This is a genomic window from Paenibacillus sp. FSL E2-0151, assembly GCF_037993015.1.
Lineage (GTDB): Bacteria > Bacillota > Bacilli > Paenibacillales > Paenibacillaceae > Paenibacillus > Paenibacillus amylolyticus.
Map to the genome: position 1 here is coordinate 2290522 of NZ_CP150308.1, position 25958 is coordinate 2316479.

Here is a 25958-nt window from a genome sequence, read left to right on the forward strand (position 1 = left end):
TTCCCTACTATAGTGATAATGATTATTATTATTAAATAGTAGAGGGGATTTACTACAAATGGTAAGACAGAGAGCAACAACGATGATACTGTTGGCCCTGCTTGTGCTCGTTCTGACGGCATGTAGCAAGGCATCAGAAGTAACAGAAGCAACGCCTCCGCAACAGGATACACCTGTGGAAGAGAGTGGTACGCAAACGATTGAGCATCTTAAAGGAACAACGGTTGTACCGCAAAAAATAGAGCGTATGGTGGTATTATCTGCTGCTTACATCGATCACATGTTGACGATTGGTGAGAAACCAGCAGGCGTTAATGTAGAAGTTCGTTACGGAGGAGATTATTTGCCTTACTTTGCAGATCAGCTTGCCGGCATTCCAACGGTAGGGTCTGCAGACAGTCCTAACCTGGAGGCTATCCTTCAGATTGATCCGGATGTCATCGTTATTGAGAGTCGAACTGCGGAGAGTACGTATGATCAGTTGGAGAAAATCGCTCCGACGATTGTACTTGGTACTGAATGGCTGGATTTTGTTGATGATACAACATATTGGACACAGGATCTGTTGACCATTGCCGGGATGTACAACAAAGTGGATCTGGCAAAAGAAAAGATAGCCGAGGTAGAGCAGCAGGCGAAGCAATTAAAAGCGAAGATCGAACAACTGGATCAAAAAAAGTTGGCTTATCTGCGTGTAAGAGAGAAGACCTTACAAATTTACGCGGCAAAAGGACATCCAACCAACACACTTTTGTATCATGATCTTGGATTTGTGCCAACGACTGTGACACCTGCCGAACAACGTGAGGACCTGTCCATGGAGAAAATTGCAGATGTGGATGCTGATTTCGTAGTTCTGGAGATTGACCCGAATGCCGATGAGTATGTAAACAACATCAACGCAAGCTCACTCTGGAAGGCAGTGCCGGCTGTCGGTGCAGACCAGGTCTATACGACAGATTCGTTCTGGTTGTTTAAGGGCTGGGGAGCAATTGGGCGAAGCGAGATTATCAACGAAGTTGAAGAGATGATTCAATAGATGAGACATTATCCAAGACATGATTATTCAGAGATGTCGGAAGTGTTACAGCAATTTTTTGTGACGACGATCCAAGTGGACTGCGATGATTCCAAGTATCCTTTCCGTGTGAAGGATCTGCTGAATGAAGAGAAACGAAACTTGATATTGCGTGAACAGGCTATGCAGCAAGGGCTTCAATTGGGCGGAAGAGGAAGTGCGGCCGTCGGTACACTTTTTGCCAAACGTTACTCCGTATTCGTGATGTCCGTAATTTCAGCATTCAGTCTATACGATACGATACTTAGCGTTGCAGACGATGATGTGCGGTTTGAATTGAATGGTGCAGGTGGCATGCGATATGAGACTCTGCTGGAGAGAACCTCTCTGGAGGGTGAAGATCCTGTTCAGCGCAGGTCAGAGAGTGGCTTGCTCAAGAAAAGAGTGCTGCTACATCTGGAACCTGTCCTGCGAGCGGTAGCCGTCGCTACAAGAGCGAGCGATAAGGTCATGTGGTCTCTGGTTGCCCATAATGTGCAACAATTGTATGCACGTATGATCAATGATCAGAGCATTTGGAAGACAGATGAACGGCTTGCAAAGATTCAAGAAGATCAAAGCCTCTGGCTGGATCGGCAAAACGATAATGCATGTACATTTGCCAATGAGCTGCAGCGCTTCGAACATTCCGGGTGGCAGGGACCTCCGTTCCTGCTACGCCGATATTGTTGTTTGGCTTATCTGGTTGGAAACGGAAGTCATACACATGGGTATTGTGACAGTTGTCCGAAGCTGGATTCGGAATCCCGATTGCGTAAACTTCTTCAGCAGTGAACAGACACTCTTGTACCGCATGGTACGAATCTGTTTCAGACAAACCATGTTCTCTTCGGTTTCCAGTGGATAGAATCTATGATCGACAAGTTACACAACCTGCAGCGGCTTGAGCCAGCGTCTGCGGGTTTGTTGGCTTTGTACAAGGTCACGATACCTTTGCATTGAGGGATAGTATTCGTTATACTTCAAGCTATTGATCAATTAATCACTAACTATTGGAGGGCGGATTATCATGGCAAAGGATAAAGCAGCGTCGGTTAACCGGCGAAATGATATTATCTCTGCAGCAATTGACGTCTTCGCGGAAATTGGCTATTATCGTGCGACTACAGCCCAGGTGGCTGAACGGGCACAGATCTCACAGCCGTATATATTTCGTTTTTTCAAAACAAAAGAAGCTTTATTATTAACTGCAATTGAGGTCTCATGGACACGGGTGATTGATTCGTTTCGAATTGTGGTGGAGATGGCGACACCAGATCAGTTAGAGAATGATCTCATTGAAGCCTATGATAAGATTCTGGAATCGCACAAGAGCGAGATCTTGCTTCAGATGCAGGCGCAAACGATCCGGGAGGAAGTCATTCGTCAGGCTATGCAAAAAGGCATTAGTGATGTAAGAGCCATGGTACTGGAAGCTTTCACCGTTGCAGGAATTGCTGAACCGCTAAAAAGAACTATGATTTTTCTGGCAATCGGGATGTTGTGTAATGTATCTAATGCGCTGGATATGCCGGAGCTGAAGGAACGATAGAGAGGGAGGGGGAATTCCCTTTTTGAATTCAGTTATTGATCAATCACTAAATGGATGAAAGAGGATGATATATGATGAAAAAAGCTTTTGTGATTGGAGCCACAGGTGGAACAGGTGCAGCGATTACGGAGGAATTGATTAGACGAGGGATTTCTACGATCGCATTTGGGCGCTCACGTCAAAAACTGGAGCAACTTGCGGTAAAGTTGGGATCTCCAGATCACCTGCAAATCGCAGTGGGAGATGCATTTCGGTCGGATGATATTATCGTTGCTTCCCAGGAAGCGGATGTCCTGTTTCATTGTGCGAACGTCCCGTATAACGAGATGGAGAGCAAGCTGATTCCGCTAGGCGAATCCGTAATGGTAGCGGCAGAACACTTGGTTCTGAAAGTGGTGGTAATAGACGGAATTTACCCCTATGGCAGAAGACAAATGAACGAGGTAACCGAAGAACATCCGAAACAGCCACATACCCGTAAAGGCAAGATACGACTTGCCTATGAACAGATGTTATTCAGCACAAGTTGGAGCAGAGCTCAGGTGATGATTGTTCGCTTGCCGGACTATTATGGCCCAACGGCCAATCAGGCTTCCTATCTGGGTTCAACTCTTGAAGCGATAGCAAAAGGAAAGATGGCTTTTTTTATCGGGAATATGAACGTGCCGAGAGAGTATATTTATTTGCCGGATGCTGCGGTCATGGTGGTGGAGCTGGCAAGCAGAGAGACGACGTATGGACAGAACTGGAACATTCCTGGATCGGGGATCATCTCGGGTCATGACAATGTGGGATTGGCACAGAAGGCTACGGGAAGAAGCAAACCTGTGATGGCGTTAGGAAGGGTGGGATTGTCTTTGATTGGACTAGGTGTACCCGTTATGAAAGAAATTGTAGAAATGTTATATCTGACCGAGGAACCCCTGATCTTGAGTAGACAGAAGTATGAGGAACGGATTGGCCCGATTGTGGCAACATCTTTTGAGGAAGGAATTAAGTTGACGATTAAGGAGTTGGAGTTGCAGAGGGAGTAGAGGGGAATATATTTTTTGGATAAAAGTAATTGATTGATCACTAACTGTGAAGGTTTCATAGGTACATTGAATAGGGGGCGCACAAAGCTAGTCCAGGGCATAGAGTGTACTATTGTAAAATGCGGGGATTTGACGTGGTGTACAAGGAGGGGGGATTCTCTTGTGAGCGGTATATCCAAAAGGAAACGCAAAATTTCCTCAATCAGTACAGGTAAACGGAAAGCAAAAAAATCAAAAAAGCACTCTATCCCAAAGAAGAAGAGTAAGTCTTGTAAGAAAAGCAGACGTAAATGCAAAAAAAAGAAAAGTCACAGGATTCCTTTCCTTCGCGGCCCACGGGGTTATCAAGGAATGAGAGGATTCACTGGAGCAACAGGTGCTACTGGGTTAACCGGAGACCCTGGGTATCCCAGCATATGGGGAGCAACCATTTTAACAGGACGGACCGGAGTAACTGGAACCACGGGAAGTACCGGAATAACTGGAGTCACAGGTGCAACAGGAGCTACCGGACTGACGGGCACCACAGGTGTGACTGGAACTAGAGGAGTTACAGGTCTGACCGGTCCAACGGGTGAGGCGGGAGCAACTGGTTCTACAGGAAGTACAGGAGCTACAGGTGCAACTGGCACTGGATCAACTGGAGTCACAGGAACAACCGGCGCAACTGGAATTACCGGAATTGGTGTTACAGGCGTGACCGGTGCTACAGGAAATACCGGTATAACCGGCTTTACAGGTCCAACTGGAGTTGCAGGATTAGCTGGGGCTACCGGGTTCACTGGAGCAACTGGTCCAACTGGAATTGGTGTGATGGGACTAACAGGATCTACTGGTGAAACAGGATTCACGGGAGTTACAGGTTCGATTGGCCCAACCGGAGCGACGGGTCTAATAGGTATTACGGGTGCGACTGGATTAACGGGAAGTACTGGCGAAATTGGAATCACAGGCCCGTCCGGAGCAACTGGTATTACTGGAACCACAGGTATTACAGGAGTCAGTGGCGTAACTGGAACGACAGGTACTACGGGCGCGATAGGAGTAACGGGAGGTACGGGTCCAACTGGAAATACTGGCATAACCGGCACGACAGGGATAACAGGTGCGATCGGAGCAACTGGTGCCACTGGGGAAACGGGTCTAACGGGAATTACTGGTACGACAGGACCCACTGGGGGGATCGGGTCTACGGGAGTTACTGGTGTAACCGGAACTACAGGAAGCACTGGTACTTCTGGAACAACAGGCACTACGGGGGCAACTGGATTAACGGGTGTGACGGGAGCAACCGGCGAAACAGGCACGACAGGCATCACTGGCGTTACTGGAAATACTGGTGCTTCAGGGATTACTGGATTTACGGGCAGTACAGGTGCGACCGGCACGACTGGTTTGACAGGATTCACCGGAGCGACAGGAAGTACTGGTGAGGCGGGGCTAACAGGAGTTACAGGTACGACTGGTCTAACGGGGCCCACCGGGGGCACTGGCGAAACAGGAACAACCGGAACTACAGGAAGTACTGGAATAACAGGTAATACTGGTGAAACAGGATCAACAGGTACGACCGGATTACCTGGCGTTACGGGTACCACGGGTGTAACCGGTTCTACTGGAATTACAGGCCTCACGGGAATTACTGGAGCAACTGGTGCTACTGGCACTACCGGTGTCACAGGTACGACTGGTGTGACAGGACTCACTGGGGCCACTGGTATAAGTGGTGTCACTGGTGAAACAGGACCAACAGGTACAACCGGATTAACTGGCGTTACAGGTATAACTGGCGTTACTGGAATTGCGGGCACAACAGGAACGACTGGAATAACAGGTGCAACAGGTATTACTGGATTTACAGGCAGTACAGGTGCGATCGGAGCAACTGGTGCCACTGGCACAACCGGAGTCACAGGTACGACTGGTGTGTCAGGACCCACCGGGGATACAGGAGTAACGGGAACTACCGGTACCACAGGAATAACTGGCGTTACCGGAGCAACTGGTGCCACTGGAGAGACGGGTTTAACTGGGAACACCGGCACGACAGGTGTGACAGGACCGACCGGGGCTACTGGAGAAACGGGTACCACCGGAGTTACAGGTGCTACAGGATCTACTGGGGCGATAGGGGCAACGGGAAGTACAGGTACAACCGGCGTTACTGGCATAACAGGTACGACCGGTACTACGGGAGTTACAGGCATAACCGGCAATACTGGTGTAACAGGAGCCACAGGAATTACTGGAGCAACTGGAACTACTGGAGATACAGGTCAAACAGGGGTTACAGGAACGACAGGTGTGACGGGAGAAACAGGATTCACAGGACTAACGGGAGTTACCGGTCCAACAGGAACGACAGGGTTAACAGGGGTAACCGGAATCACCGGTGAGACCGGAGCCACAGGGATTACAGGTACAACTGGACTAACTGGCATTACTGGAACCACGGGTAACACAGGCGTGACCGGAGCTACCGGACTGACTGGTGTCACTGGGGAAACGGGTCTAACAGGATTCACAGGCACGACAGGAGCGACGGGACCGACTGGGGCGACTGGAGCGACCGGAATTACAGGTATCTCGGGAGTGACTGGCGTAACCGGAACGACGGGAATTACGGGAGCGACCGGGCCCACTGGTGTCATTGGAGAGACGGGTCTAACAGGAGGTACAGGTGCAACTGGTATTACAGGTCCTACGGGTGAGACTGGAGAAACAGGAAGTACAGGTGCCACGGGAGTAACCGGCGCAACCGGAACAACTGGTGCAACTGGGCTAACCGGAGTCACTGGTGTCACCGGGGCTACAGGTGTAACGGGCTCAACCGGTTCGACTGGCCCAACAGGAGAGACAGGACTAACAGGTATAACTGGAGCTACTGGAAGTACGGGTGCGACGGGAACAACTGGTGTTACAGGTGCAACCGGAGTTAGTGGCCCAACAGGAATTGCTGGTGTAACTGGCGCGACAGGACTCACCGGGGTTACTGGTTCAACTGGTAATACCGGAGCTACTGGCATAACCGGGGTCACCGGCGAAACAGGGCCAACCGGCACAACTGGCTTAACTGGCGTTACGGGTACCATTGGTGTGACCGGAGCAACAGGCGTCACTGGAGAGATAGGAGCTACAGGTCTGACGGGAAATACAGGACCAATGGGTGACACCGGATTTACGGGTCCAACAGGTGAAACAGGAATCACTGGAGTTACAGGCCCTACTGGAGCAACCGGCTCAATCGGAACTACTGGAGATACAGGTTCAACAGGGGTCACAGGTACGACTGGTGTGACGGGACCGACCGGAACCACTGGAGAAACGGGAATTACAGGTGCGGCTGGACTAACTGGCAATACCGGAACCACGGGTGTCACAGGAGGTACCGGAGCTACAGGAATTATGGGAGCGACCGGAACCACTGGCGTTACTGGGGAGACTGGTCTAACAGGGAACACAGGTGTAACGGGACCAACCGGCACGACTGGTTTAACTGGCGTAACGGGACTTACTGGTGTGACCGGAACTACTGGCACTAGTGGTATAACGGGAACAACTGGTATTACAGGAGTAACCGGAGCAACAGGTGTCACTGGAGAGACGGGTCTAACAGGAGGTATAGGTGCAACTGGTATTACAGGTCCGACTGGTGTGACGGGACTGAACGGTGCAACTGGAGAAACTGGAATTACAGGTACAACTGGACTAACTGGCATTACTGGAACAACGGGTATCACAGGCGTGACCGGACTGACTGGTGTCACTGGGGAAACAGGTCTAACAGGATTCACAGGCGCGACGGGACCGACGGGATCGACTGGGGCGACAGGAGCAACCGGAATTACAGGTATCTCGGGAATGACTGGCGTAACCGGAACGACAGGTGTTACTGGAGAAACAGGGTTCACAGGAATTACTGGAACGACGGGAGCAACTGGCGTCACTGGAGAGACAGGAGCAACCGGCTCAATCGGAACTACTGGAGATACAGGTTCAACAGGGGTCACAGGTACGACTGGTGTGACGGGCCCTACCGGTTCGACTGGCCAAACTGGTGAAATAGGACCAACCGGCACAACGGGTGCAACTGGTATTACAGGTCCTACGGGTTTGACTGGAGAAACAGGAAGTACAGGTGCCACGGGAGTAACCGGCGCAACCGGAACAACTGGTGCAACTGGGCTAACAGGAGTCACTGGTGTCACCGGGGCTACAGGTGTAACGGGATCTACCGGTTTGAATGGCCCAACAGGAGAGACAGGACTAACAGGTATAACTGGAAGTACGGGTACGACGGGAACAACTGGTGTTACAGGAGCAACCGGAGTTAGTGGCATAACAGGAATTGCTGGTGTAACCGGTGAAACGGGTACGACTGGAGCAACGGGAAGTACGGGTACTACGGGAGCTACTGGTGTAGCAGGCACAACTGGTATCACAGGGGAAACAGGTCTAACAGGAATTACTGGTCCAACTGGTGTTACGGGATTAACTGGAGCCACGGGCACGACAGGACCAACAGGACCAACCGGAGCCACAGGTGTGACTGGCATAACTGGAGTCACAGGTACGACTGGAGTTACAGGAGCTACGGGGAGTACGGGTTCCACAGGAATAACTGGCGTATCCGGGCCGACTGGTGCTACTGGAATTACTGGCCAAACTGGTGTGACAGGATCAACCGGAGTTACGGGAGTAACTGGACTTACTGGATTAACTGGGGAGACGGGTCTAACCGGGATTACAGGTGCGACTGGTGAAACAGGAATAACCGGCATGACCGGCGTAACTGGCATTACGGGTGTGACTGGAGCTACTGGAATTACCGGCGCCACCGGCACAACTGGCCAAACTGGTGAGACGGGAGTAACTGGACTTACTGGGGTTACAGGTAATACTGGAATTTCTGGAACGACGGGAGCGACTGGAGCCACTGGAGAGACGGGTCTAACTGGGGTCACAGGTACGACTGGTGTGACGGGGCCCACCGGGACTACTGGAGCAACAGGAACCACGGGCATTACAGGAGTGATGGGTGTAACAGGCGCTACCGGCACGACAGGTGCAACAGGACCAACCGGAGCCACTGGTGCGACTGGCATAACCGGAGTTACAGGTACGACTGGTACTACAGGGGCAACCGGTCCAACGGGTATTACTGGTGACACAGGAATAACCGGCACGACCGGCGTAACTGGCATTACGGGTGTGACTGGAGCTACCGGAATTACAGGTGCCACCGGCACAACTGGCCAAACTGGAGAGACGGGTGTAACAGGGGTCACAGGTACGACTGGTGTGACGGGACCCACCGGGGCTACTGGAGCAACCGGTCCAACGGGTATTACTGGTGAAACAGGGCCAACCGGCACGACTGGCGTAACTGGTGTTACGGGCACAATTGGTGCGACCGGAGCAACAGGCGTCACTGGAGAGACGGGTCTAACTGGGAGCACAGGAGCCACAGGAATTACTGGTGCTACAGGTCCAACAGGGGTCACAGGACCGACAGGTGAGACGGGTCTAACCGGGATTACAGGTGCGACTGGTGCTACTGGAGTTACTGGGGTAACTGGATTTACAGGTGTTACAGGAGCCACTGGCACAACTGGCCAAACTGGAACGACAGGAGCCACTGGAGAGACGGGCGTAACAGGTGCCACCGGTACAACAGGTGTAACGGGACCAACCGGTGTTACAGGAGCCACTGGGGCAACCGGAACTACGGGAGTTACTGGCGTAACCGGCTCGACTGGAGAGACGGGTGCAACAGGCGTTACCGGCACGACAGGTACAACAGGACCAACCGGAGCTACTGGTGCGACTGGCATAACCGGAGTCACAGGTACGACTGGTGCTACAGGGGCAACCGGTCCAACGGGTATTACTGGTGAAACAGGAGCAACCGGCACGACCGGCGTAACTGGCATTACGGGTGTGACTGGAGCTACTGGAATTACAGGTGCCACCGGCACAACTGGTCAAACTGGAGAGACGGGTGTAACAGGGGGCACAGGTACGACTGGTGTGACGGGACCCACCGGGGCTACTGGAGCAACCGGTCCAACGGGTATTACTGGTGAAACAGGGCCAACCGGCACGACTGGCGTAACTGGTGTTACGGGCACAATTGGTGCGACCGGAGCAACAGGCGTCACTGGAGAGACGGGTCTAACTGGGAGCACAGGAGCCACAGGAATTACTGGTGCTACAGGTCCAACAGGGGTCACAGGACCGACAGGTGAGACGGGTCTAACCGGGATTACAGGTGCGACTGGTGCTACTGGAATTACTGGGGTAACTGGATTTACAGGTGTTACAGGAGCCACTGGCACAACTGGCCAAACTGGAACGACAGGAGCCACTGGGAAGACGGGTGTAACAGGGGTCACAGGTACGACTGGTGTGACGGGGCCCACCGGGGCTACTGGAGCAACAGGAACCACGGGTATTACAGGAGAGACGGGTGTAACAGGCGTTACAGGCACGACAGGTGTAACGGGACCCACTGGGGCTACTGGAGCAACGGGAACTACGGGAGTTACTGGTGTAACCGGCGCGACTGGTGCCACTGGCATAACTGGCACAACTGGCGTAACTGGTGTTACGGGTACAACAGGTACAACCGGAGCCACTGGTGCGACTGGCATAACCGGAGTCACAGGTACGACTGGTGCTACAGGGGCAACCGGTCCAACGGGTATTACTGGTGAAACAGGGCCAACCGGCACGACTGGCGTAACTGGTGTTACGGGCACAATTGGTGCGACCGGAGCAACAGGCGTCACTGGAGAGACGGGTCTAACTGGGAGCACAGGAGCCACAGGAATTACTGGTGCTACAGGTCCAACAGGGGTCACAGGACCGACAGGTGAGACGGGTCTAACCGGGATTACAGGTGCGACTGGTGCTACTGGAATTACTGGGGTAACTGGATTTACAGGTGTTACAGGAGCCACTGGTACAACTGGCCAAACTGGAACGACAGGAGCAACAGGCGTCACTGGAGAGAGGGGTCTAACTGGGAGCACAGGAGCCACAGGAATTACTGGTGCTACAGGTTCAACAGGGGTCACAGGAACGACAGGTGAGACGGGTCTAACCGGGATTACAGGTGCGACTGGTACAACAGGTGTAACGGGACCAACCGGTGCGACCGGAGCCACTGGGGCAACCGGAGCCACTGGGGCAACCGGAACTACGGGAGTTACTGGCGTAACCGGCTCGACTGGAGAGACGGGTGCAACAGGCGTTACCGGCACGACAGGTACAACAGGACCAACCGGAGCCACTGGTGCGACTGGCATAACCGGAGTTACAGGTACGACTGGTGCTACAGGGGCAACCGGTCCAACGGGTATTACTGGTGAAACAGGAGCAACCGGCACGACCGGCGTAACTGGCATTACGGGTGTGACTGGAGCTACTGGAATTACAGGTGCCACCGGCACAACTGGTCAAACTGGAGAGACGGGTCTAACAGGGGGCACAGGTACGACTGGTGTGACGGGACCCACCGGGGCTACTGGAGCAACGGGAACTACGGGTGCGACTGGTGCCACTGGCACAACTGGCGTAACTGGTGTTACGGGTACAACAGGTACAACAGGTACGACTGGAGCCACTGGGATCACAGGTGTGACTGGAGCAACAGGAACCACGGGTATTACAGGAGAGACGGGTGTAACAGGCGTTACAGGCACGACCGGCGCGACGGGAACAACAGGAAGTACGGGAACAACAGGAACCACGGGTATTACTGGCGTGACCGGAGCAGCTGGGGCTACAGGGCTCACAGGTGTATCAGGAGCCACAGGCACAACAGGAATTACGGGTATTGCGGGTGTGACCGGTGCTACAGGAACTACAGGTACAACGGGTGTAACAGGTGCCACCGGAAGTACTGGTTCAACAGGAGTTACAGGTATAACTGGCGCGACCGGAACAACTGGAGAAACAGGAATAACGGGAGCTACAGGACTAACTGGTGTAACTGGGACAACAGGAACTACAGGTGCAACTGGGGTTGCCGGAGTTACGGGAACTACTGGGGTTACAGGCATCACAGGAGCCACCGGCCCGACTGGACCAACTGGGGCTAATGGAATTACGGGGGCAACCGGTGTAACGAGTGCAACCGGAGCTACGGGTGCCACTGGAGCAACAGGCATAACAGGAACTACCGGTGCGACTGGGGCAACGGGGCTGACAGGAGCCACGGGCCCAACCGGCCCCAATTTTGCAACACAAGGGTTCTCGGCATTCCTGGCTACACTTTCGACAGCAACCAGCACTCAGTTAACCAACTGGACGACCACGGCTCCTTATTACGGTAATGCCAACTTCAATGCAACCACAGGAAACTATACCGTCCCGGTAACCGGAAGATACTCCATTGTGGCCACGATCAATTATGCAACGACTGCAGCGATTGCTCTATCTCTGGGTGCTGGGGTTAACCCAGCCTTTCTTGTACAGAGAACATCACCTACGGTAACGACACTTGTCAGTGGTTTGTTGCCCGTCCTAAATGTCGCGATTACGTTACTTACACTGCGGGCAGTGCTGGGAAGTGGTTCGGTGACTTTGGCGGTAGAAGTGGCATTAAATGCGGGAGATGTGATTGGACTGTTCTATGCCGCAAACGGGCTGACGATTACATTGAACCTGGGCAGTGGTGCTACAAATGGCATTGTATGGTCTGTGCATGAGATCACCTAAACACTTCACAACGGATTGCGCCTATGGACAAATTCGTAAAGTTGTAATAAGTTAGTTTGAAGATATTCGAAATATCTTTTGGCAAGTGGACTAACAAGTGAGGTGGATTTCATGATTCCTATTTTGGGACGCATTAACGAATTAAGTCGAAAACAACGCAGTAGCGTCGGTTTGACAAAAGCAGAACAAAGCGAGCAGCAGGAGCTTAGAAAACAATATTTGCAGGCTATTCGAGGTCAGGTACTGACAACCATGCTGGCAGTATCCGTTGTGGACCCACTGGGTCATGATGTGACCCCTGAGAAATTAACCAACGAAAAATTGCAGCGCCGTGAACAAGCCGGCCAATAGCATCCTTTATTAAGACAGACCAAGGTTACATCTTGGTCTGTCTTTTTTTTCTGCAAATGATCCGCTCAGCAGGAACTGTATTAATAATCCAGTTAGGATTTCGTGCGAATTAACAAACATGTTAGATATTTTTAGTGTTGATGACAATAAAGCTACCGCGAACTTCAAATGAACCCCGATAACTCATATAATAACGCTAATATATTTCAGGAACACAAAGAAAAAGCACAATTATCCTCGAAATAACTAACAACAATATCACATCCAATGATCAAAGAAAGAATAGTTCATATATGTATCTCGAAAGGGTTGATGAATCATGAGCCTGGAAGCTTTGAATGAGCGTGTGAAGAATGATCTGGATTTTTTGTCATTTGGCGGCACGAATTGGGTACGTCCAAGAGAACATGCGGATGGTCATGTCTATGATGTCGTCATTGTGGGTGGAGGCCAGAGTGGATTAGGGGCGGCATTTGGACTTCTTCGTGAACGGATCTCCAATATTGTTGTCATTGACGAGAATGCATCGGGGCTTGAAGGACCTTGGGAGACTTATGCGCGTATGGTTACTTTGCGCACACCCAAGCATCTGACTTCCATCGATCTGGGTATCCCCTCGTTAACCTTTCGCTCATGGTGGGAAGCACAGGTAGGGCCCGAAGGTTGGGAAGAGGTAGATAAAATCCCGCGTGGAGACTGGATGAATTATTTACGCTGGTATCGGAAAGTGCTGAATCTGCCTGTGCTTAATGAGGTAGAATTGACGCTGGTTGAGCCTATGGAGAACGGAATACATCGACTTCATGTGAACAAGGCTGGATCTCAGATGGATGTTATACTTGCTCGCAAAGTAGTGTTTGCTACGGGAATACAAGGTGGTGGAGAGTGGCATGTGCCGTCCATGATTGCGGATAGATTACCTCGGGAGCTGTATGCCCATACGTCGGAAGCGATTGATTTTGATCGGTTAAAAGGTAAAAAGGTTGCTGTACTTGGCGGCGGCGCTTCTGCATTCGATAATGCCAGTTATGCTCTTGCCACCGGTGTGGCGGAAGCTCATGTATTTGTACGGCGGGAACAACTGCCTAGTGTTAATCCCATTCGTCAGATGGAACATTCCGGTATGATTGAGCGATACCACGCTCTTCCGGTTGCTGATAAATATGAAGTGATCTCTCATTTCTTTAAATTCAATCAACCGCCCACCAATGATACGTTTAATCGTGCGGCAGCCTGGCCTGGATTCGAACTACATTTGAATTCGCCTTGGCTGAGTGTAGAAGCAACAGACCAAGGCGCGATTGTGCATACCACACAGGGAGCATATGAGTTTGATTTTCTGATTATTAGCACAGGTCTTCTCAGTGATCCGGCACTCCGTCCTGAACTGAAGCTTGTGGAGCCATACATCGCACGTTGGGAGGATTGTTATCAGGCCCCGCAAGAGCATCGTAATGCATTGCTGGACGCACATCCATACTTGAGTTCAGGGTTTGCGATGACCGGAAGAAGTGAGCAAGGTCAGGAGCAGTTGCATGGACTGTTTGTATTCAATTACTCTGCACTAGCCAGCTGTGGTCTGTCCGCATCGGCAATATCGGGGACCAAGAGCGCGGTGCCCAAACTGGTCTCTGCCATAGCAGATCAGTTGTTCCTTGATGATCGGGAGGTTATTTTGCATCAATTCTATGCGTATGAAGAACAGGAATTTACGGCTACGTGGGTGAAAAGTGGTGCCCTCGCTGAGTAATCGCACTCTATAATTTTGTGAACGTGTGGCATCTGATGCTGCACGTTTTTTTGTTTTTCATATGATGAAGGTTACACTTGCCTTTAATTTGTTGTAAAATGTCGGTTGGAACATGTTAAAGGCAGGGATAATAGATGAATGAAATGAACTATGAACAATTTAGAGCCCATTTGAAGAAAGCGTCGCGTAAACGAAATGTACCTTTGATTAAGATCGTAGCATTTCAAGAGAAATACATGAAGATTGAAGAAGTTCAATTTTACGATGTGGAACAAAATCATATGAGTGTTCGGGCCTGCAATACGTTGTGGATGCATCTGGAGAATAAATCTTTCCGTAATATGGTGTCCCAACATTTGCAGTTTTATAGAGATATGGAGAACCTGGGTCGCCATTCCTTTGAGAATCTGATCAAAGAACTATATGATACGTCTGTTCCTGTGCTGCTCGATTACAATCCTGCTCATTATTACACCTCGGGTCAGCTCGCTGAGATTCTGGTCATGGACGAGGAGAGGTTAATTGAACAATTGGAGATGGGCCGCTTCAAGGGTGCTTTTATTAATGAAGATGGCAAATGGCTTAAACCCAAACCGGATGCTATGGTTGTAGAGTCATAAACGTCATGCAGTTCCCATGAACAGAAAAATCCTGCAACGCCGCGCCTCCAGCGCTGGAGGCTGCAGGATTTTTAATGAAGATTTGAAGGGCACGGAATTCCAACTTTAAGAACATGAAGTAAGAAAGGGACAATTGGACAAGAAAATAAGTCGAAAGATGCGGGTTTTTGAAAGTTTTTAAATTATTTTGAATGAAAGTGGTTGTTTTTTGAGTGAATTATGATACTATAGAAGCAGTTGGAGGAATGAATATGCTGACTGAAGAACGATATGCTGCAATTGTAGAGCGCTTACATTTACAGGGAATTGTGAAATTGCAAGAGCTTGTTGATGTGTTGGGTGCTTCTGAATCAACGATTAGGCGTGACTTGATCGATCTGGAGAGTCGTCAGATGCTCAAACGCATCCACGGCGGTGCCGCACTGGTGAATGAAAAAACGCTGGAACCGGGCATGGAAGAAAAAACGTTCAAAAACATCCAACAAAAAACGACGATTGCCCGTTTGGCTGCACAGGAGATCGAAAATGGCGAATGCATTTATCTGGATGCAGGAACGACAACGTTAGCCATGATTCCTTTTATTGAAGCTAAAGACGTAACGGTTGTTACCAATGGACTTTCACATGTTGAGGCTTTGGTAAGCAAGCGTATTCGCAGTTATTTGCTCGGAGGTATGATGAAAATTCATACAAAAGCAGTCATTGGCAGTATCGCATTACAGAACATGGATAATTTCCGTTTTGATAAATGTTTTCTTGGAAGCAACGGAGTTGATCCCGAAATGGGGTATACAACACCGGATCCGGAGGAAGCCTTGATTAAAAGGCGTGCACATCAATTGTCGGGAAAATCTTATGTGCTGGCTGATTCCAGCAAAATAGGGGAAATTACTTTTGCCAAATTGTTTGATTTGGAGGAGGCCGATTTGATTACCGAGCAGATGCCAGAACATTGGCGGCCTGGAATCGCCCAGAAAACTAAAATAATTGAGGGATAACGATGATATATACGATAACACTTAACCCGTCCATTGATTACATCGTGGAAGTGGATGAGCTGAAGCTTGGCGGATTGAATCGAATGAATCGGGATTTGAAGCTCCCTGGCGGCAAAGGCATTAATGTCTCTCGCATACTGAATCAACTTGGAGCAGATAACACGGCTATTGGTTTCCTTGGTGGATTCACGGGACGTTTCATTAATGACAAGTTGCAAGAAGATAACATTCGGACAGACTTTGTTACGATTGCAGACGATACTCGCATTAACATCAAGCTGAAGCATGGAGAAGAGACAGAGATTAATGGTCTTGGACCTGCAATAAGTGCCGAAGAGGCGGAGCAGTTGCTTCACAAATTGTCCTCATTGCAAAAAGGAGATATTGTCATTCTCTCCGGAAGTGTACCTCCTTCACTTGGAACGGATTTTTATGATCGTCTCATTAAAGTGTGCAAGCAAACGGGTGCCGAATTTGTGATTGATACAACTGGCCCTGCGTTAATAGAAGCTCTTGAACATGCACCATTGCTGGTGAAGCCAAATCATCATGAACTGGCCGAACTGTTCGGTGTAACGATTAATACTCGCGAGGAACTGGTGTTATACGGGCGTAAGTTGCTGGAAGCCGGTGCCAAACATGTGTTGATCTCCATGGCAGGCGAGGGTGCATTATTCATTACCAAAGCGGAAGTTCATCATGCGAATGTGCCAAAAGGTACTGTGAAAAACTCGGTTGGTGCCGGTGACTCCATGATTGGCGGATTCGTAGGTACCTATGTACAGAGCGGAAATTTGCTGGAAGCTTTCCGCACAGGGGTTGCATCTGGAAGCGCAACTGCGTTCTCGGATGATCTGGCAACACGTGAATTGATTGATGAATTGCGTAATCAAGTGACCATTACGACAATCTAGTCTAACGGTCTTATAGAAGGTCTTCATTGTAATTGTAATGTAGTGAGGCCTGCCTATGCAGGCCGACTGAACTTAAGGGAGTGTACCAAGATGAGAATAACAGACTTGATGATCCAAGAAACGATGATCATGGACCTGCAAGCCACAACCAAAGATGAGGCTATTGATGAACTAATTGCAAGCCTGAACCGAAGCGGACGAATCAATGATCCGGTCCTGTTCAAGGAAATGATCTATAAAAGAGAAGCTGAATCGAGCACGGGTATCGGTGGCGGAATTGCAATGCCACATGCCAAAACAACAGCGGTGAACGAACCAACAGTTGTATTTGCCAAGAGTAGAAAAGGACTTGATTTTGAAGCGTTGGATGATCAGCCAGCTCATGTGTTCTTCATGATTGCGGCTCCAGAAGGCGCAGGTAATACCCATCTGCGTACGCTTGCAGCTCTTTCCAGGTTGTTGATTGATAGCGATTTCATCTCACAATTGATGAGTACAGATACACCAGCCGAAGTTAGTGCATTGTTTGATGCCAAACAGGCAGAAGCAGCGGAGAAGGAAGCAGCCAAAGAAAAAGCAAAAGCTGAAAAAGAAGCAAATGCCGCCTCCGCTTCTACTACTGGTCAGCAACAGAATACTTCTGGTGTGATTGTAGGTAATGCCAATTCGGAAGATTTTGTTGTTGCGGTTACAGCCTGTCCAACCGGTATAGCTCATACGTTTATGGCTGAAGATGCACTTAAAAAGAAAGCTCAGGAAATGGGCATTAATATTCGCGTAGAGACAAACGGCTCTGAAGGAGCGCAGAATGTTCTCACTGCTGATGAGATCGCTCGTGCTAAAGGGGTTATCGTTGCCGCAGACAAAAATGTGGAGATGGCACGTTTCGATGGCAAACCGGTATTGCAAAGACCGGTGAGTGATGGAATCCGTAAATCCGAAGAGCTGATTCGCAAGGCCGTTAACGGTGATGCACCGATCTATCGCAGCCAAGGCGGAAATGCGAAGGAAGAGGGCGCAAGCACTGGCAAGATTAGTGTAGGTAGCAAAATCTATAAAGATCTGATGAATGGTATCTCGCATATGCTGCCATTCGTTGTAGGTGGCGGTATCCTGCTAGCAATCTCCTTCTTGTTCGAACAGCTTGCTAGCCCTGAGAATCCGATTGTGCAACTGCTTCAAACGATCGGTGGCGGAACAGGTGCGTTCCACTTCCTGATTCCGGTACTTGCCGGATTTATCGCGATGAGTATTGGTGATCGCCCAGCCCTGATGCCTGGTATGGTCGGTGGATTGATGGCGGTTAACTCAAACGCCGGTTTCCTTGGTGGTTTGGCTGCCGGTTTCCTGGCGGGTTATGTAGTTATTGGTCTCCGTAAGTTGTTCAAAGGATTGCCAAAAGCGATTGATGGCTTGAAACCAATCTTGCTGTATCCGGTATTTGGTTTGCTGATCGTAGGTGCCATCAGTTTCTATGTCTTTGATCCAATCTTTGGTTCCCTGAACACCTGGCTTGTAGATGCACTGGGTAATCTGGGTACAGGTAATGCGGTATTGTTGGGCTTGTTGCTTGGTGGTATGATGTCCATCGATATGGGGGGACCGTTCAACAAAGCGGCTTACACATTCGCTATTGGGGTATTCACATCCAGTGGTAACACAGACGGTGCATGGATGGCAGCGGTTATGGCAGGCGGTATGGTACCTCCTCTGGCGATTGCACTTGCAACAACGTTCTTCAAATCCAAATTTACAGAGCAAGAACGCAAATCAGGTTTGACTAACTATGTACTTGGATTCTCTTTCATTACAGAAGGTGCAATTCCATTTGCTGCGGCTGATCCATTGCGTGTATTGACTTCTTGTATTCTGGGTTCCGCTGTTGCTGGCGGATTGACACAACTGTGGCACATTAATGTACCAGCTCCGCATGGCGGGATCTTTGTTGCAGCACTGGCGAACCACGCATTATTGTTCCTGCTTGCTGTTGCGATTGGTTCTGTGATCTCCGGTCTGATTCTGGGCTTGTGGAAGAAGTCACCAAAGCTCGTGAAGTAACAAATATAAGTAACATCTCCTGAGTGAAATTCGCTTGGGGGATGTTTTTTTTATTTCAGCTTTTTCGTTAGGTAGTGGAAAGTTCTCCTTGGATTTGTGTAAAATGCTTATTTAGATTTTACATTCATGTGTGGTAAAATAAATATAATTATATTTTGAAACTATGTTTCGTCTAATGAAACTTATGCAGGAGGAATTGGAATGTCTGATGTAATCAAAAGTCAGGTGCAGAAGCAGTTTGCGAAAAATGCAGGTAAATATGTGACGAGTTCGGGGCATGCCAAAGGTGAGGATCTCGCGTTGCTCGTGGCTTCATCTCAAGCCACTCCGGATATGAACGTGCTGGATATCGCCACTGGAGGAGGGCATGTCGCTAATGCATTGGCTCCACTTGTTCAGCGGGTGACAGCCCTCGATCTAACGGAAGAAATGCTTCAGGTAGCTGAAGCATTTATCCAGGGCAATGGACACCGTAATGTAGATTTTGTTGCCGGGGATGCAGAGAAGCTGCCATTCGATGATGATATCTATGACCTTGTAACCTGCCGAATCGCTGCTCACCATTTTCCGGACGTTTCTTCGTTTGTTCATGAGGCATTACGAGTCATGAAGCCCGGTGGAAGGTTGTTATTCATTGACAACGTGGCACCTGAACGTGATGAGAATGACCAGTTTTACAATGAAGTCGAGAAGTGCCGGGATGCAAGCCATGTTCGAGCATGGCGCAAGACGGAATGGATTCATATGCTGGAGTATGCGGGCTTCCGAATGGAAACGATGGTTTCCTTCCAGAAGCGCTTTAAGTTTGAAGAGTGGTGTAACCGTGCGGCACTGCCGGAACGGGAGAGAAGGGAACTTGAAGCAAGTATGTTGAGTGCACCGTCCATCATCAGAAAATTTTTCAATTTTGAAGTGACAACGAACGGGAAGCTCGAAAGCTTCCAAGGAGAAAGTGTGTATATCCAAGCGACTAAACCGACTCATGTCTGATTAGGTACAGACCATTTAGCTGGCTGAGCAGTTTATGCAACGGTAACAGGATGAATGTCAATAAAATAAAACAAGCAGAGTACCTTGAACAGGTAGTTCTGCTTGTTTTATTTTGCATATTTATAATCAAAGCGATGGTTCAGGGTTTTAGTATAACTTTGGTACATTCGTCTTCATGATCGTTGAAAATGCGGTATGCATCGCTTGCATTCTCCAGTGAAATCCGATGGGAGATGATCTCCGTTGGATCAAATTCACCAGCAGTGATTTTGCGGAACAATTCAGGCATGTAATGTATAACAGGAGCTTGTCCCATTTTAAGATTGATATTGCGTTCAAACAAATTACCTAACGGAAACATGTTGTAGGAAGAGCCATATACACCCGTAAGTTGGAGTGTACCGAATTTGCGGATTGCTTTCATGCCGATTTCAATCGCACTCAGTGAACCGCCATGAAGTTTCAGCTTCTGTCCGATCTCCTCCAGCATGTTCTTTTTACCATCCATACCTACACAGTCGATAACAACGTCGGTTCCGCCTTGTGTAATCTCGCGAATGTGCTCACCCATATCATCGTAATCTTCGAAATTAAAGATCTCTGCATCGTTCAAACGTTTGGCTTTCTCCAGTCGATAGGGCAGGCGATCCACAGCAATAACGCGTTTGGCACCTTTCAGCCAGGCGAACTTCTGCGTCATCAGCCCAATGGGTCCACTACCGAGTACAGTAACCGTATCTCCCGGTTTAACTCCGGCATTCTCCACGCTCCAATATGCGGTTGGAAGAACATCGGACAGGAATAATAAAGCCTCATCTTCCAGTTCACAGGATTCAGGAATCACAAACGGAGTGAAGTTCCCGTAGGGAACACGCAATAATTCTGCCTGACCTCCGGGGTGGTTTCCGTAACGTTCGGTGAATCCAAAATATCCACCTGTATGAATATCCGGATTGCCATTGGAATTATCGCACTGGCTCTCCATGTCATGATTGCAATAGAAGCATTCACCACAAGCGATGTTAAAAGGCAGGACCACACGGTCCCCCTTCTTCACACGTGTCACTTCTGGACCTACTTCTTCTACAATGCCCATCGGTTCATGACCGATAACGTAATCTTTGGCAGCAGGCAAGGCTCCCTGATAAATATGCAGATCCGATCCACATATAGCTGAGGAAGTAATACGAACGATAATGTCATCCTTCTGTTGCAGTTTGGGATCTTCAACCTCTTTGACTTGAATGTCCTTGATTCCCTGAAACGTAACGGCTCTCATCTTTCATATTCCTCCTTATATAGTGGGATTCTCTGACAATTACCCCATTTCAGCTTAAATGATAGATATACATACTAAATTAAACGACAGGCCATTTTACTTTACGCAAGGCATCGAGCAACTCAGACGGCGCATTCAGATTGTCACGGACCAGATCCCGCGGGGTTAACGCCATCCACTGATTCAGCGATACATCCTCGAATCGATCACTTCGGAATATCTCCAAAAACCATAAAGTGTCTGTGCCGGTATTTTGTATATAGTGTCCCATTGCGACAGGAACATATCCGACATCTCCAGCCCGATAGTCAAATGTGCGAGCAATGCCATTGCCTCCAAAGACAGTCATTCTCCCTTGTCCTGTCAGATAGTATTGCCATTCATCTGCATTGGGATGCCAGTGCAGTTCACGCATGGCGCCAGGTCGGATCTCAACGAGTGCGGCTGCAACGGTAGTTGAGATGGGGAAGTTGGTGGAGTCGACAATCCGGACGCTTCCGCCGGGTGTAATGAGTGGTTCCTGGGCCAGCAATCGGTGTTTAAATGTGAGAGGGACGGTGCCGTATGGCGACTGAACTTCCTGGCTCTCGATGGAACCTGGGACAGTATCTTGGAAAATGTAGACCTGTTCCTTCGGCATTGAATGAAAAGCGGATTCGGGCACGCCGAAATTGACAGACAATACCTCTGGTGGGGTATGGGCAAACCAATCGGATATGGATAACGTATTCAGATCGGAGAAGGACCCGTCATCAAACACAAGCAGAAATTCACAACCATCCTCCAGTCCCTGAATGGAATGGGGTAGACCCTTGGGGAAAAACCAGAGATCGCCAGGCCCGACATCCGCAATAAAATTACGTCCGTTCTGATCTACCGAAGTGATTCTTGCCGTTCCCCAGATCATATAGGCCCACTCGGATTGCTGATGCCAGTGCAATTCCCTTACACCTCCCGGTGTCAGGCTCATGTTCACACCTGCCAGTGTAGTGGCAATAGGGAGATCCCGTACGGTGATTTCACGTGACCAACCCCCATGGTTCAATTGCATATGGGTATCGGAAAAAGACATTCTCAGATTGGGCAATAACCCGTTATCGGTTGCCGGAGGTACCAGCATATCGGGGTTTTGTATATCTCTCATGACGTCTCTGGGTCCCAGATCAGGTCCACCAGCGCCATCACTGCGAATGGGTTGCGGGATAATAAATGATTTTTCGTTAGGTTGCTGTCCTTTGGTCATTGAGTGATCCCTCCAGATTCAATAACATGTCACACGCGACATTGTATCGTTATGTTTACACCTATGAATCAGAGCCTGGATAATATGAGGGACAAACGACAAAAAAACGTGACCGCATGCGGTCACGTCTTTATACGGATGTGAGAAAGTCGAACAATCCATGAATCCGGTTATCGAATCAAATGAAGGCAGAATTCCAGATCGGATTGCAGATGCTCTTTCATCAGTCGTTCGGCAGTCTGCCCGTCATGTGCCTTGATCGCTTCACAGATCTGATGATGCTCTTCAATGAGGAAGGGGCGCTGATAATACACAACCGTCTGACGGAATAGATAAATGACGGATTGCATTTTGTCGAAGAGATCAATCATCAATGCGTTATTACTCGCGCGCATGATGATTTCGTGAAACTCTTTATTGGCTTCCATAATCTCTTCTTTGCTTCCGGTATGTCCCACTTGGACGCAATGCTCAAGAGCCGCCACTTCCTGGGCGGATAAGAAGGCAGCTGCAGATTGAGCCGCATGTCCCTCCAGTAACTTCCGTAATTCAAACGTATTTCTTAGATCGGTCTCGGTTAGCTTGACGACCCGTTTGTTCACGACTAATCCTTCCTGTTCCAGGCGGCGGATGGATTCTCGGATCGGAGTCCGGCTGACATTCAGATCGGTCGCCAGCTTCTCTTCCACAAGTTTGGTTCCCGGAGAAAGGGTGCCTTGCAAAATCATGTCCCGCAGAACTTCATAGGCCTGCTGATAAGCTGGACGGGACTTGTCCGTACTTGGTTGCATTGTATTTCACCTCTCCCTTTACTTTAGCGAAAAAGAAGGCAATAAACAACAAGATTAAAAACCGAATTTTAATTTTCGGATACATAAATAATAAAATTGTATACAAAAATTAAAATGTTGTGTACAATAACGAATGTGAACAGGAATGATAGCGATTACAAGAGTGAAAAGCGAAGAATTTAGGCTGGAGGGATTGCAAGATGAAGAAACGAATTGGATTTATTGGACTCGGTATTATGGGACGTCCTATGTCATTGAACCTGATCCGGGCGGGATATGATGTAAGCGTATACGATATTAATCAAACGGCTGTGATGTCATTGGCTGATGCAGGAGCGCGAGGCGCAGCATCTCCGAAAGAGGTGGCTGAGCATAGTGATGTCATCTTCACGATGCTGCCCAACTCAGAGCATGTCCGCACCGTTATAACGGGCGAACAAGGTGTGCTGGCAGGAGCCAATACGGGAAGTATCATTATCGACATGAGCTCAATCTCGCCGGTCGTTTCCAAAGAGCTGGCTCAGCTTGTATCCAAATCAGGCTTGCATATGTTGGATGCGCCCGTAAGTGGTGGGGAACCCAAAGCTATAGATGGTACACTCGCCATCATGGTGGGTGGCAATGAAATGATTTTCGAATCTGTGAAAGAGGTTCTGCAAGTGGTCGGACAGGATGTAACGCGAGTGGGGGATAATGGTTCAGGTGCAACAGCCAAGCTGGCGAATCAGATTATCGTGAACCTGAATATTGCCGCCATGTCCGAAGCGCTTGTATTTGCAGCCAAGGCTGGCATTGATGTAGAGAAGATGTATCAGGCAATCCGTAGTGGCCTTGCTGGAAGTGCGGTACTGGATGCAAAAGTTCCACTCATTCTGGATCGTAACTTTGTCGCTGGGGGACGCATTGATATTAATCTCAAAGACATGACCAATGTGATGGAAACGGCGCATGATATCGGTGTTCCTTTACCGCTCAGCAGTCAGTTGCTGGAGATTTTCCATGCACTGAAGATTGATGGTAAAGCCGCAGATGACCATGGCGGAATCGTTCAGTATTTTGAGAAACTCGCAGGTGTAGAAGTGAATCGGGTCTAATAAAAAATTAAAAAAAGAAAAAAGAATGTTAATAGATATAGATATGAGGTGGAGAGACATGACCTATCAGACGTTATCGGATATCCCCGCAGCTCTTCGGACGGACAACTCTTCTGAAGGAGTGCAAGGACAGATTAGGCAATTGCAGGATGCGAGGGCTCGCAAAATTATCGTGCTGGATGATGACCCAACCGGTGTACAGACGGTTCATGATATTGATGTGTTGACACAGTGGGACAAGCCACTGTTGCAGGAGGCGTTTCGATCCTCTGAATCGTTATTCTATATTCTGACCAATACACGAGGGCTGGATGCAGATACAGCGGAACGTATTAATCGGGAGATTGCCCGCAATGTGCAAGAGGTTGCAGCAGAGGAAGGAACGAGTTTCACCTTTGTGAGTCGTAGTGACTCCATGCTACGTGGTTATTATCCGCTGGAGACGGATGTGCTAGCCGAAGAAGTGGCGCGTGTCAGCGGACGTGCATATGACGGACAACTGATCATTCCGGCCTTTTTCGAGGCAGGACGGGTTACGATAGGCAACACGCATTATATGGTTGAGGGCGAACAGTTGATTCCAGTTCATGAGACGGAATTTGCCAAGGATAAAGTATTTGGGTATGAGCATGGAGATCTGCCATCGTGGGTAGAGGAGAAGACTTCAGGCCGTATTAAGGCTAGTCGCTGTCTTACCATTTCACTGGAGGAAATCCGTCAAGGAGTCGATGTAGTCAAAGTGATTTTGCTGAAAGCCGAAGACAATGTACCGATTATCGTGAATGCGTTCTCTTATGCAGATATGGATGTACTTTCTCTGGCTTTGCTGCAAGCAGAGGATGAGGGGAAAGCTTATATTTTCCGGACGGCGGCCTCCTTTGTCAAATCGTATGCAGGCATCTCGGATCAGGCATTTCTGCCGAAAGAACAGCTGATCGCAAGCGGACAGGAACAACATGGCGGAATCGTTGTTGTTGGTTCCTATGTGCAGAAGACGACTCGTCAACTGGAACAACTGCTTACGTTTCCGGGCATCATCAGTCTGGAGATCGATGTGGAGCGTGTATTAACGCCGGATGGATATACGGAAGAAATTCGACGTGTGATTGGTGAAGCGAACAGACAGCTTGCGGAGGGCAACAATGTTGTTGTATACAGCAGCCGTAAGCTCATCACCGTAGAAGGACATGAGGGCAATTTCAAGATCAGTCAGACGGTATCGTCAGCTTTGGTCGAGATTGTGCAATCCCTTGAAGTCGTACCGAAGTTCATTATTGCCAAAGGTGGCATTACATCCAGTGATGTGGCAACGAAAGGTCTGGCCATACGTAAAGCAAGGGTGCTCGGTCAAGTGGCTGCGGGCATTCCGGTATGGTTGACAGGGGAAGAAGCCAAATTCAGTGGTATCCCTTATATCGTGTTTCCAGGGAATGTTGGCGGGGAACGTGCGCTGTTGGAAACGGTAGAGAAGATCGAAGCTTAAGCTTAATACGAAGGCGCGCG

Annotated in this window: 17 protein-coding genes; 14 read left to right on the forward strand and 3 right to left on the reverse strand. The window is 49.2% G+C overall.

Features of this window, described 5'->3' with window-relative positions; all coding sequences use genetic code 11:
* Positions 1–58 precede the first annotated feature (58 nt).
* The 12 genes from MHI55_RS10630 to MHI55_RS10685 all read left to right on the forward strand — a co-directional run bounded on the left by MHI55_RS10630 (position 59) and on the right by MHI55_RS10685 (position 20048).
* The gene (locus MHI55_RS10630) at positions 59–1039 is read left to right on the forward strand and encodes an ABC transporter substrate-binding protein (protein ID WP_036609773.1); all 981 of its coding nucleotides are present in this window, start codon (positions 59–61) and stop codon (positions 1037–1039) included.
* A complete protein-coding gene (locus tag MHI55_RS10635; protein ID WP_047842336.1) occupies positions 1040–1852 on the forward strand; it encodes a (2Fe-2S)-binding protein in 813 nt (270 codons plus the stop codon).
* A 235-nt stretch (positions 1853–2087) separates the two neighbouring features.
* Complete coding sequence (locus MHI55_RS10640) at positions 2088–2609, forward strand: TetR/AcrR family transcriptional regulator (protein WP_036670036.1); 522 nt, start codon at positions 2088–2090, stop codon at positions 2607–2609.
* Between the two features lie 74 nt (positions 2610–2683).
* Positions 2684–3643 carry an NAD-dependent epimerase/dehydratase family protein gene (locus tag MHI55_RS10645; RefSeq protein ID WP_340390587.1) on the forward strand — a complete coding sequence of 320 codons (960 nt, stop codon included), beginning with the start codon at positions 2684–2686 and terminating at the stop codon, positions 3641–3643.
* Between the two features lie 351 nt (positions 3644–3994).
* Positions 3995–12367, forward strand: a complete 8373-nt coding sequence (locus MHI55_RS10650) for a hypothetical protein (RefSeq protein WP_340389936.1) — start codon at positions 3995–3997, stop codon at positions 12365–12367.
* Between the two features lie 111 nt (positions 12368–12478).
* Complete coding sequence (locus MHI55_RS10655; RefSeq protein ID WP_017689452.1) at positions 12479–12718, forward strand: DUF896 domain-containing protein; 240 nt, start codon at positions 12479–12481, stop codon at positions 12716–12718.
* Between the two features lie 319 nt (positions 12719–13037).
* A complete protein-coding gene (locus MHI55_RS10660) occupies positions 13038–14468 on the forward strand; it encodes an NAD(P)-binding domain-containing protein (RefSeq protein WP_340389938.1) in 1431 nt (476 codons plus the stop codon).
* 134 nt (positions 14469–14602) lie between these two features.
* Positions 14603–15088 carry a hypothetical protein gene (locus MHI55_RS10665; RefSeq protein ID WP_036609765.1) on the forward strand — a complete coding sequence of 162 codons (486 nt, stop codon included), beginning with the start codon at positions 14603–14605 and terminating at the stop codon, positions 15086–15088.
* Positions 15089–15339: 251 nt separating this feature from the next.
* Positions 15340–16086, forward strand: coding sequence for a DeoR/GlpR family DNA-binding transcription regulator (locus tag MHI55_RS10670; RefSeq protein WP_101313376.1), 747 nt, complete (start codon positions 15340–15342; stop codon positions 16084–16086).
* A 2-nt stretch (positions 16087–16088) separates the two neighbouring features.
* Positions 16089–17000, forward strand: a complete 912-nt coding sequence (gene pfkB, locus MHI55_RS10675) for a 1-phosphofructokinase (RefSeq protein WP_101313377.1) — start codon at positions 16089–16091, stop codon at positions 16998–17000.
* Between the two features lie 90 nt (positions 17001–17090).
* Positions 17091–19058, forward strand: a complete 1968-nt coding sequence (locus MHI55_RS10680; RefSeq protein ID WP_101313378.1) for a PTS fructose transporter subunit IIABC — start codon at positions 17091–17093, stop codon at positions 19056–19058.
* Positions 19059–19259: 201 nt separating this feature from the next.
* Positions 19260–20048 (forward strand): class I SAM-dependent methyltransferase, encoded by a 789-nt coding sequence (locus tag MHI55_RS10685; protein WP_101313379.1) that lies wholly within the window; start codon positions 19260–19262, stop codon positions 20046–20048.
* A gap of 139 nt (positions 20049–20187) precedes the next feature.
* On the opposite strand, the gene MHI55_RS10690 is transcribed toward MHI55_RS10685, so the two are convergent.
* From MHI55_RS10690 to MHI55_RS10700, 3 genes are all read right to left on the reverse strand, one after another.
* Positions 20188–21327, reverse strand: a complete 1140-nt coding sequence (locus tag MHI55_RS10690; protein WP_340389940.1) for a zinc-dependent alcohol dehydrogenase — start codon at positions 21325–21327, stop codon at positions 20188–20190.
* A 79-nt stretch (positions 21328–21406) separates the two neighbouring features.
* Complete coding sequence (locus MHI55_RS10695) at positions 21407–22570, reverse strand: oxalate decarboxylase family bicupin (protein ID WP_340389942.1); 1164 nt, start codon at positions 22568–22570, stop codon at positions 21407–21409.
* 170 nt (positions 22571–22740) lie between these two features.
* On the reverse strand, positions 22741–23361 hold the full coding sequence (locus tag MHI55_RS10700) for a GntR family transcriptional regulator (RefSeq protein WP_036670058.1): 621 nt from the start codon (positions 23359–23361) through the stop codon (positions 22741–22743).
* Positions 23362–23561: 200 nt separating this feature from the next.
* Between MHI55_RS10700 and garR the strand changes: the two genes are divergently transcribed.
* Positions 23562–24455 (forward strand): 2-hydroxy-3-oxopropionate reductase, encoded by an 894-nt coding sequence (gene garR / locus MHI55_RS10705; protein WP_036670060.1) that lies wholly within the window; start codon positions 23562–23564, stop codon positions 24453–24455.
* Between the two features lie 58 nt (positions 24456–24513).
* A complete protein-coding gene (locus MHI55_RS10710) occupies positions 24514–25938 on the forward strand; it encodes a four-carbon acid sugar kinase family protein (RefSeq protein WP_340389944.1) in 1425 nt (474 codons plus the stop codon).
* The last annotated feature ends 20 nt before the right edge of the window (positions 25939–25958 follow it).

Bases quoted from the DNA above. Each gene is read 5' to 3' on its own strand.
- MHI55_RS10630 (WP_036609773.1), top strand. From the start codon at position 59: ATGGTAAGACAGAGAGCAACAACGATGATACTGTTGGCCCTGCTTGTG.
- MHI55_RS10635 (WP_047842336.1), top strand. From the start codon at position 1,040: ATGAGACATTATCCAAGACATGATTATTCAGAGATGTCGGAAGTGTTA.
- MHI55_RS10640 (WP_036670036.1), top strand. From the start codon at position 2,088: ATGGCAAAGGATAAAGCAGCGTCGGTTAACCGGCGAAATGATATTATC.
- MHI55_RS10645 (WP_340390587.1), top strand. From the start codon at position 2,684: ATGAAAAAAGCTTTTGTGATTGGAGCCACAGGTGGAACAGGTGCAGCG.
- MHI55_RS10650 (WP_340389936.1), top strand. From the start codon at position 3,995: ATGAGAGGATTCACTGGAGCAACAGGTGCTACTGGGTTAACCGGAGAC.
- MHI55_RS10655 (WP_017689452.1), top strand. From the start codon at position 12,479: ATGATTCCTATTTTGGGACGCATTAACGAATTAAGTCGAAAACAACGC.
- MHI55_RS10660 (WP_340389938.1), top strand. From the start codon at position 13,038: ATGAGCCTGGAAGCTTTGAATGAGCGTGTGAAGAATGATCTGGATTTT.
- MHI55_RS10665 (WP_036609765.1), top strand. From the start codon at position 14,603: ATGAATGAAATGAACTATGAACAATTTAGAGCCCATTTGAAGAAAGCG.
- MHI55_RS10670 (WP_101313376.1), top strand. From the start codon at position 15,340: ATGCTGACTGAAGAACGATATGCTGCAATTGTAGAGCGCTTACATTTA.
- pfkB (WP_101313377.1), top strand. From the start codon at position 16,089: ATGATATATACGATAACACTTAACCCGTCCATTGATTACATCGTGGAA.
- MHI55_RS10680 (WP_101313378.1), top strand. From the start codon at position 17,091: ATGAGAATAACAGACTTGATGATCCAAGAAACGATGATCATGGACCTG.
- MHI55_RS10685 (WP_101313379.1), top strand. From the start codon at position 19,260: ATGTCTGATGTAATCAAAAGTCAGGTGCAGAAGCAGTTTGCGAAAAAT.
- MHI55_RS10690 (WP_340389940.1), bottom strand. From the start codon at position 21,327: ATGAGAGCCGTTACGTTTCAGGGAATCAAGGACATTCAAGTCAAAGAG.
- MHI55_RS10695 (WP_340389942.1), bottom strand. From the start codon at position 22,570: ATGACCAAAGGACAGCAACCTAACGAAAAATCATTTATTATCCCGCAA.
- MHI55_RS10700 (WP_036670058.1), bottom strand. From the start codon at position 23,361: ATGCAACCAAGTACGGACAAGTCCCGTCCAGCTTATCAGCAGGCCTAT.
- garR (WP_036670060.1), top strand. From the start codon at position 23,562: ATGAAGAAACGAATTGGATTTATTGGACTCGGTATTATGGGACGTCCT.
- MHI55_RS10710 (WP_340389944.1), top strand. From the start codon at position 24,514: ATGACCTATCAGACGTTATCGGATATCCCCGCAGCTCTTCGGACGGAC.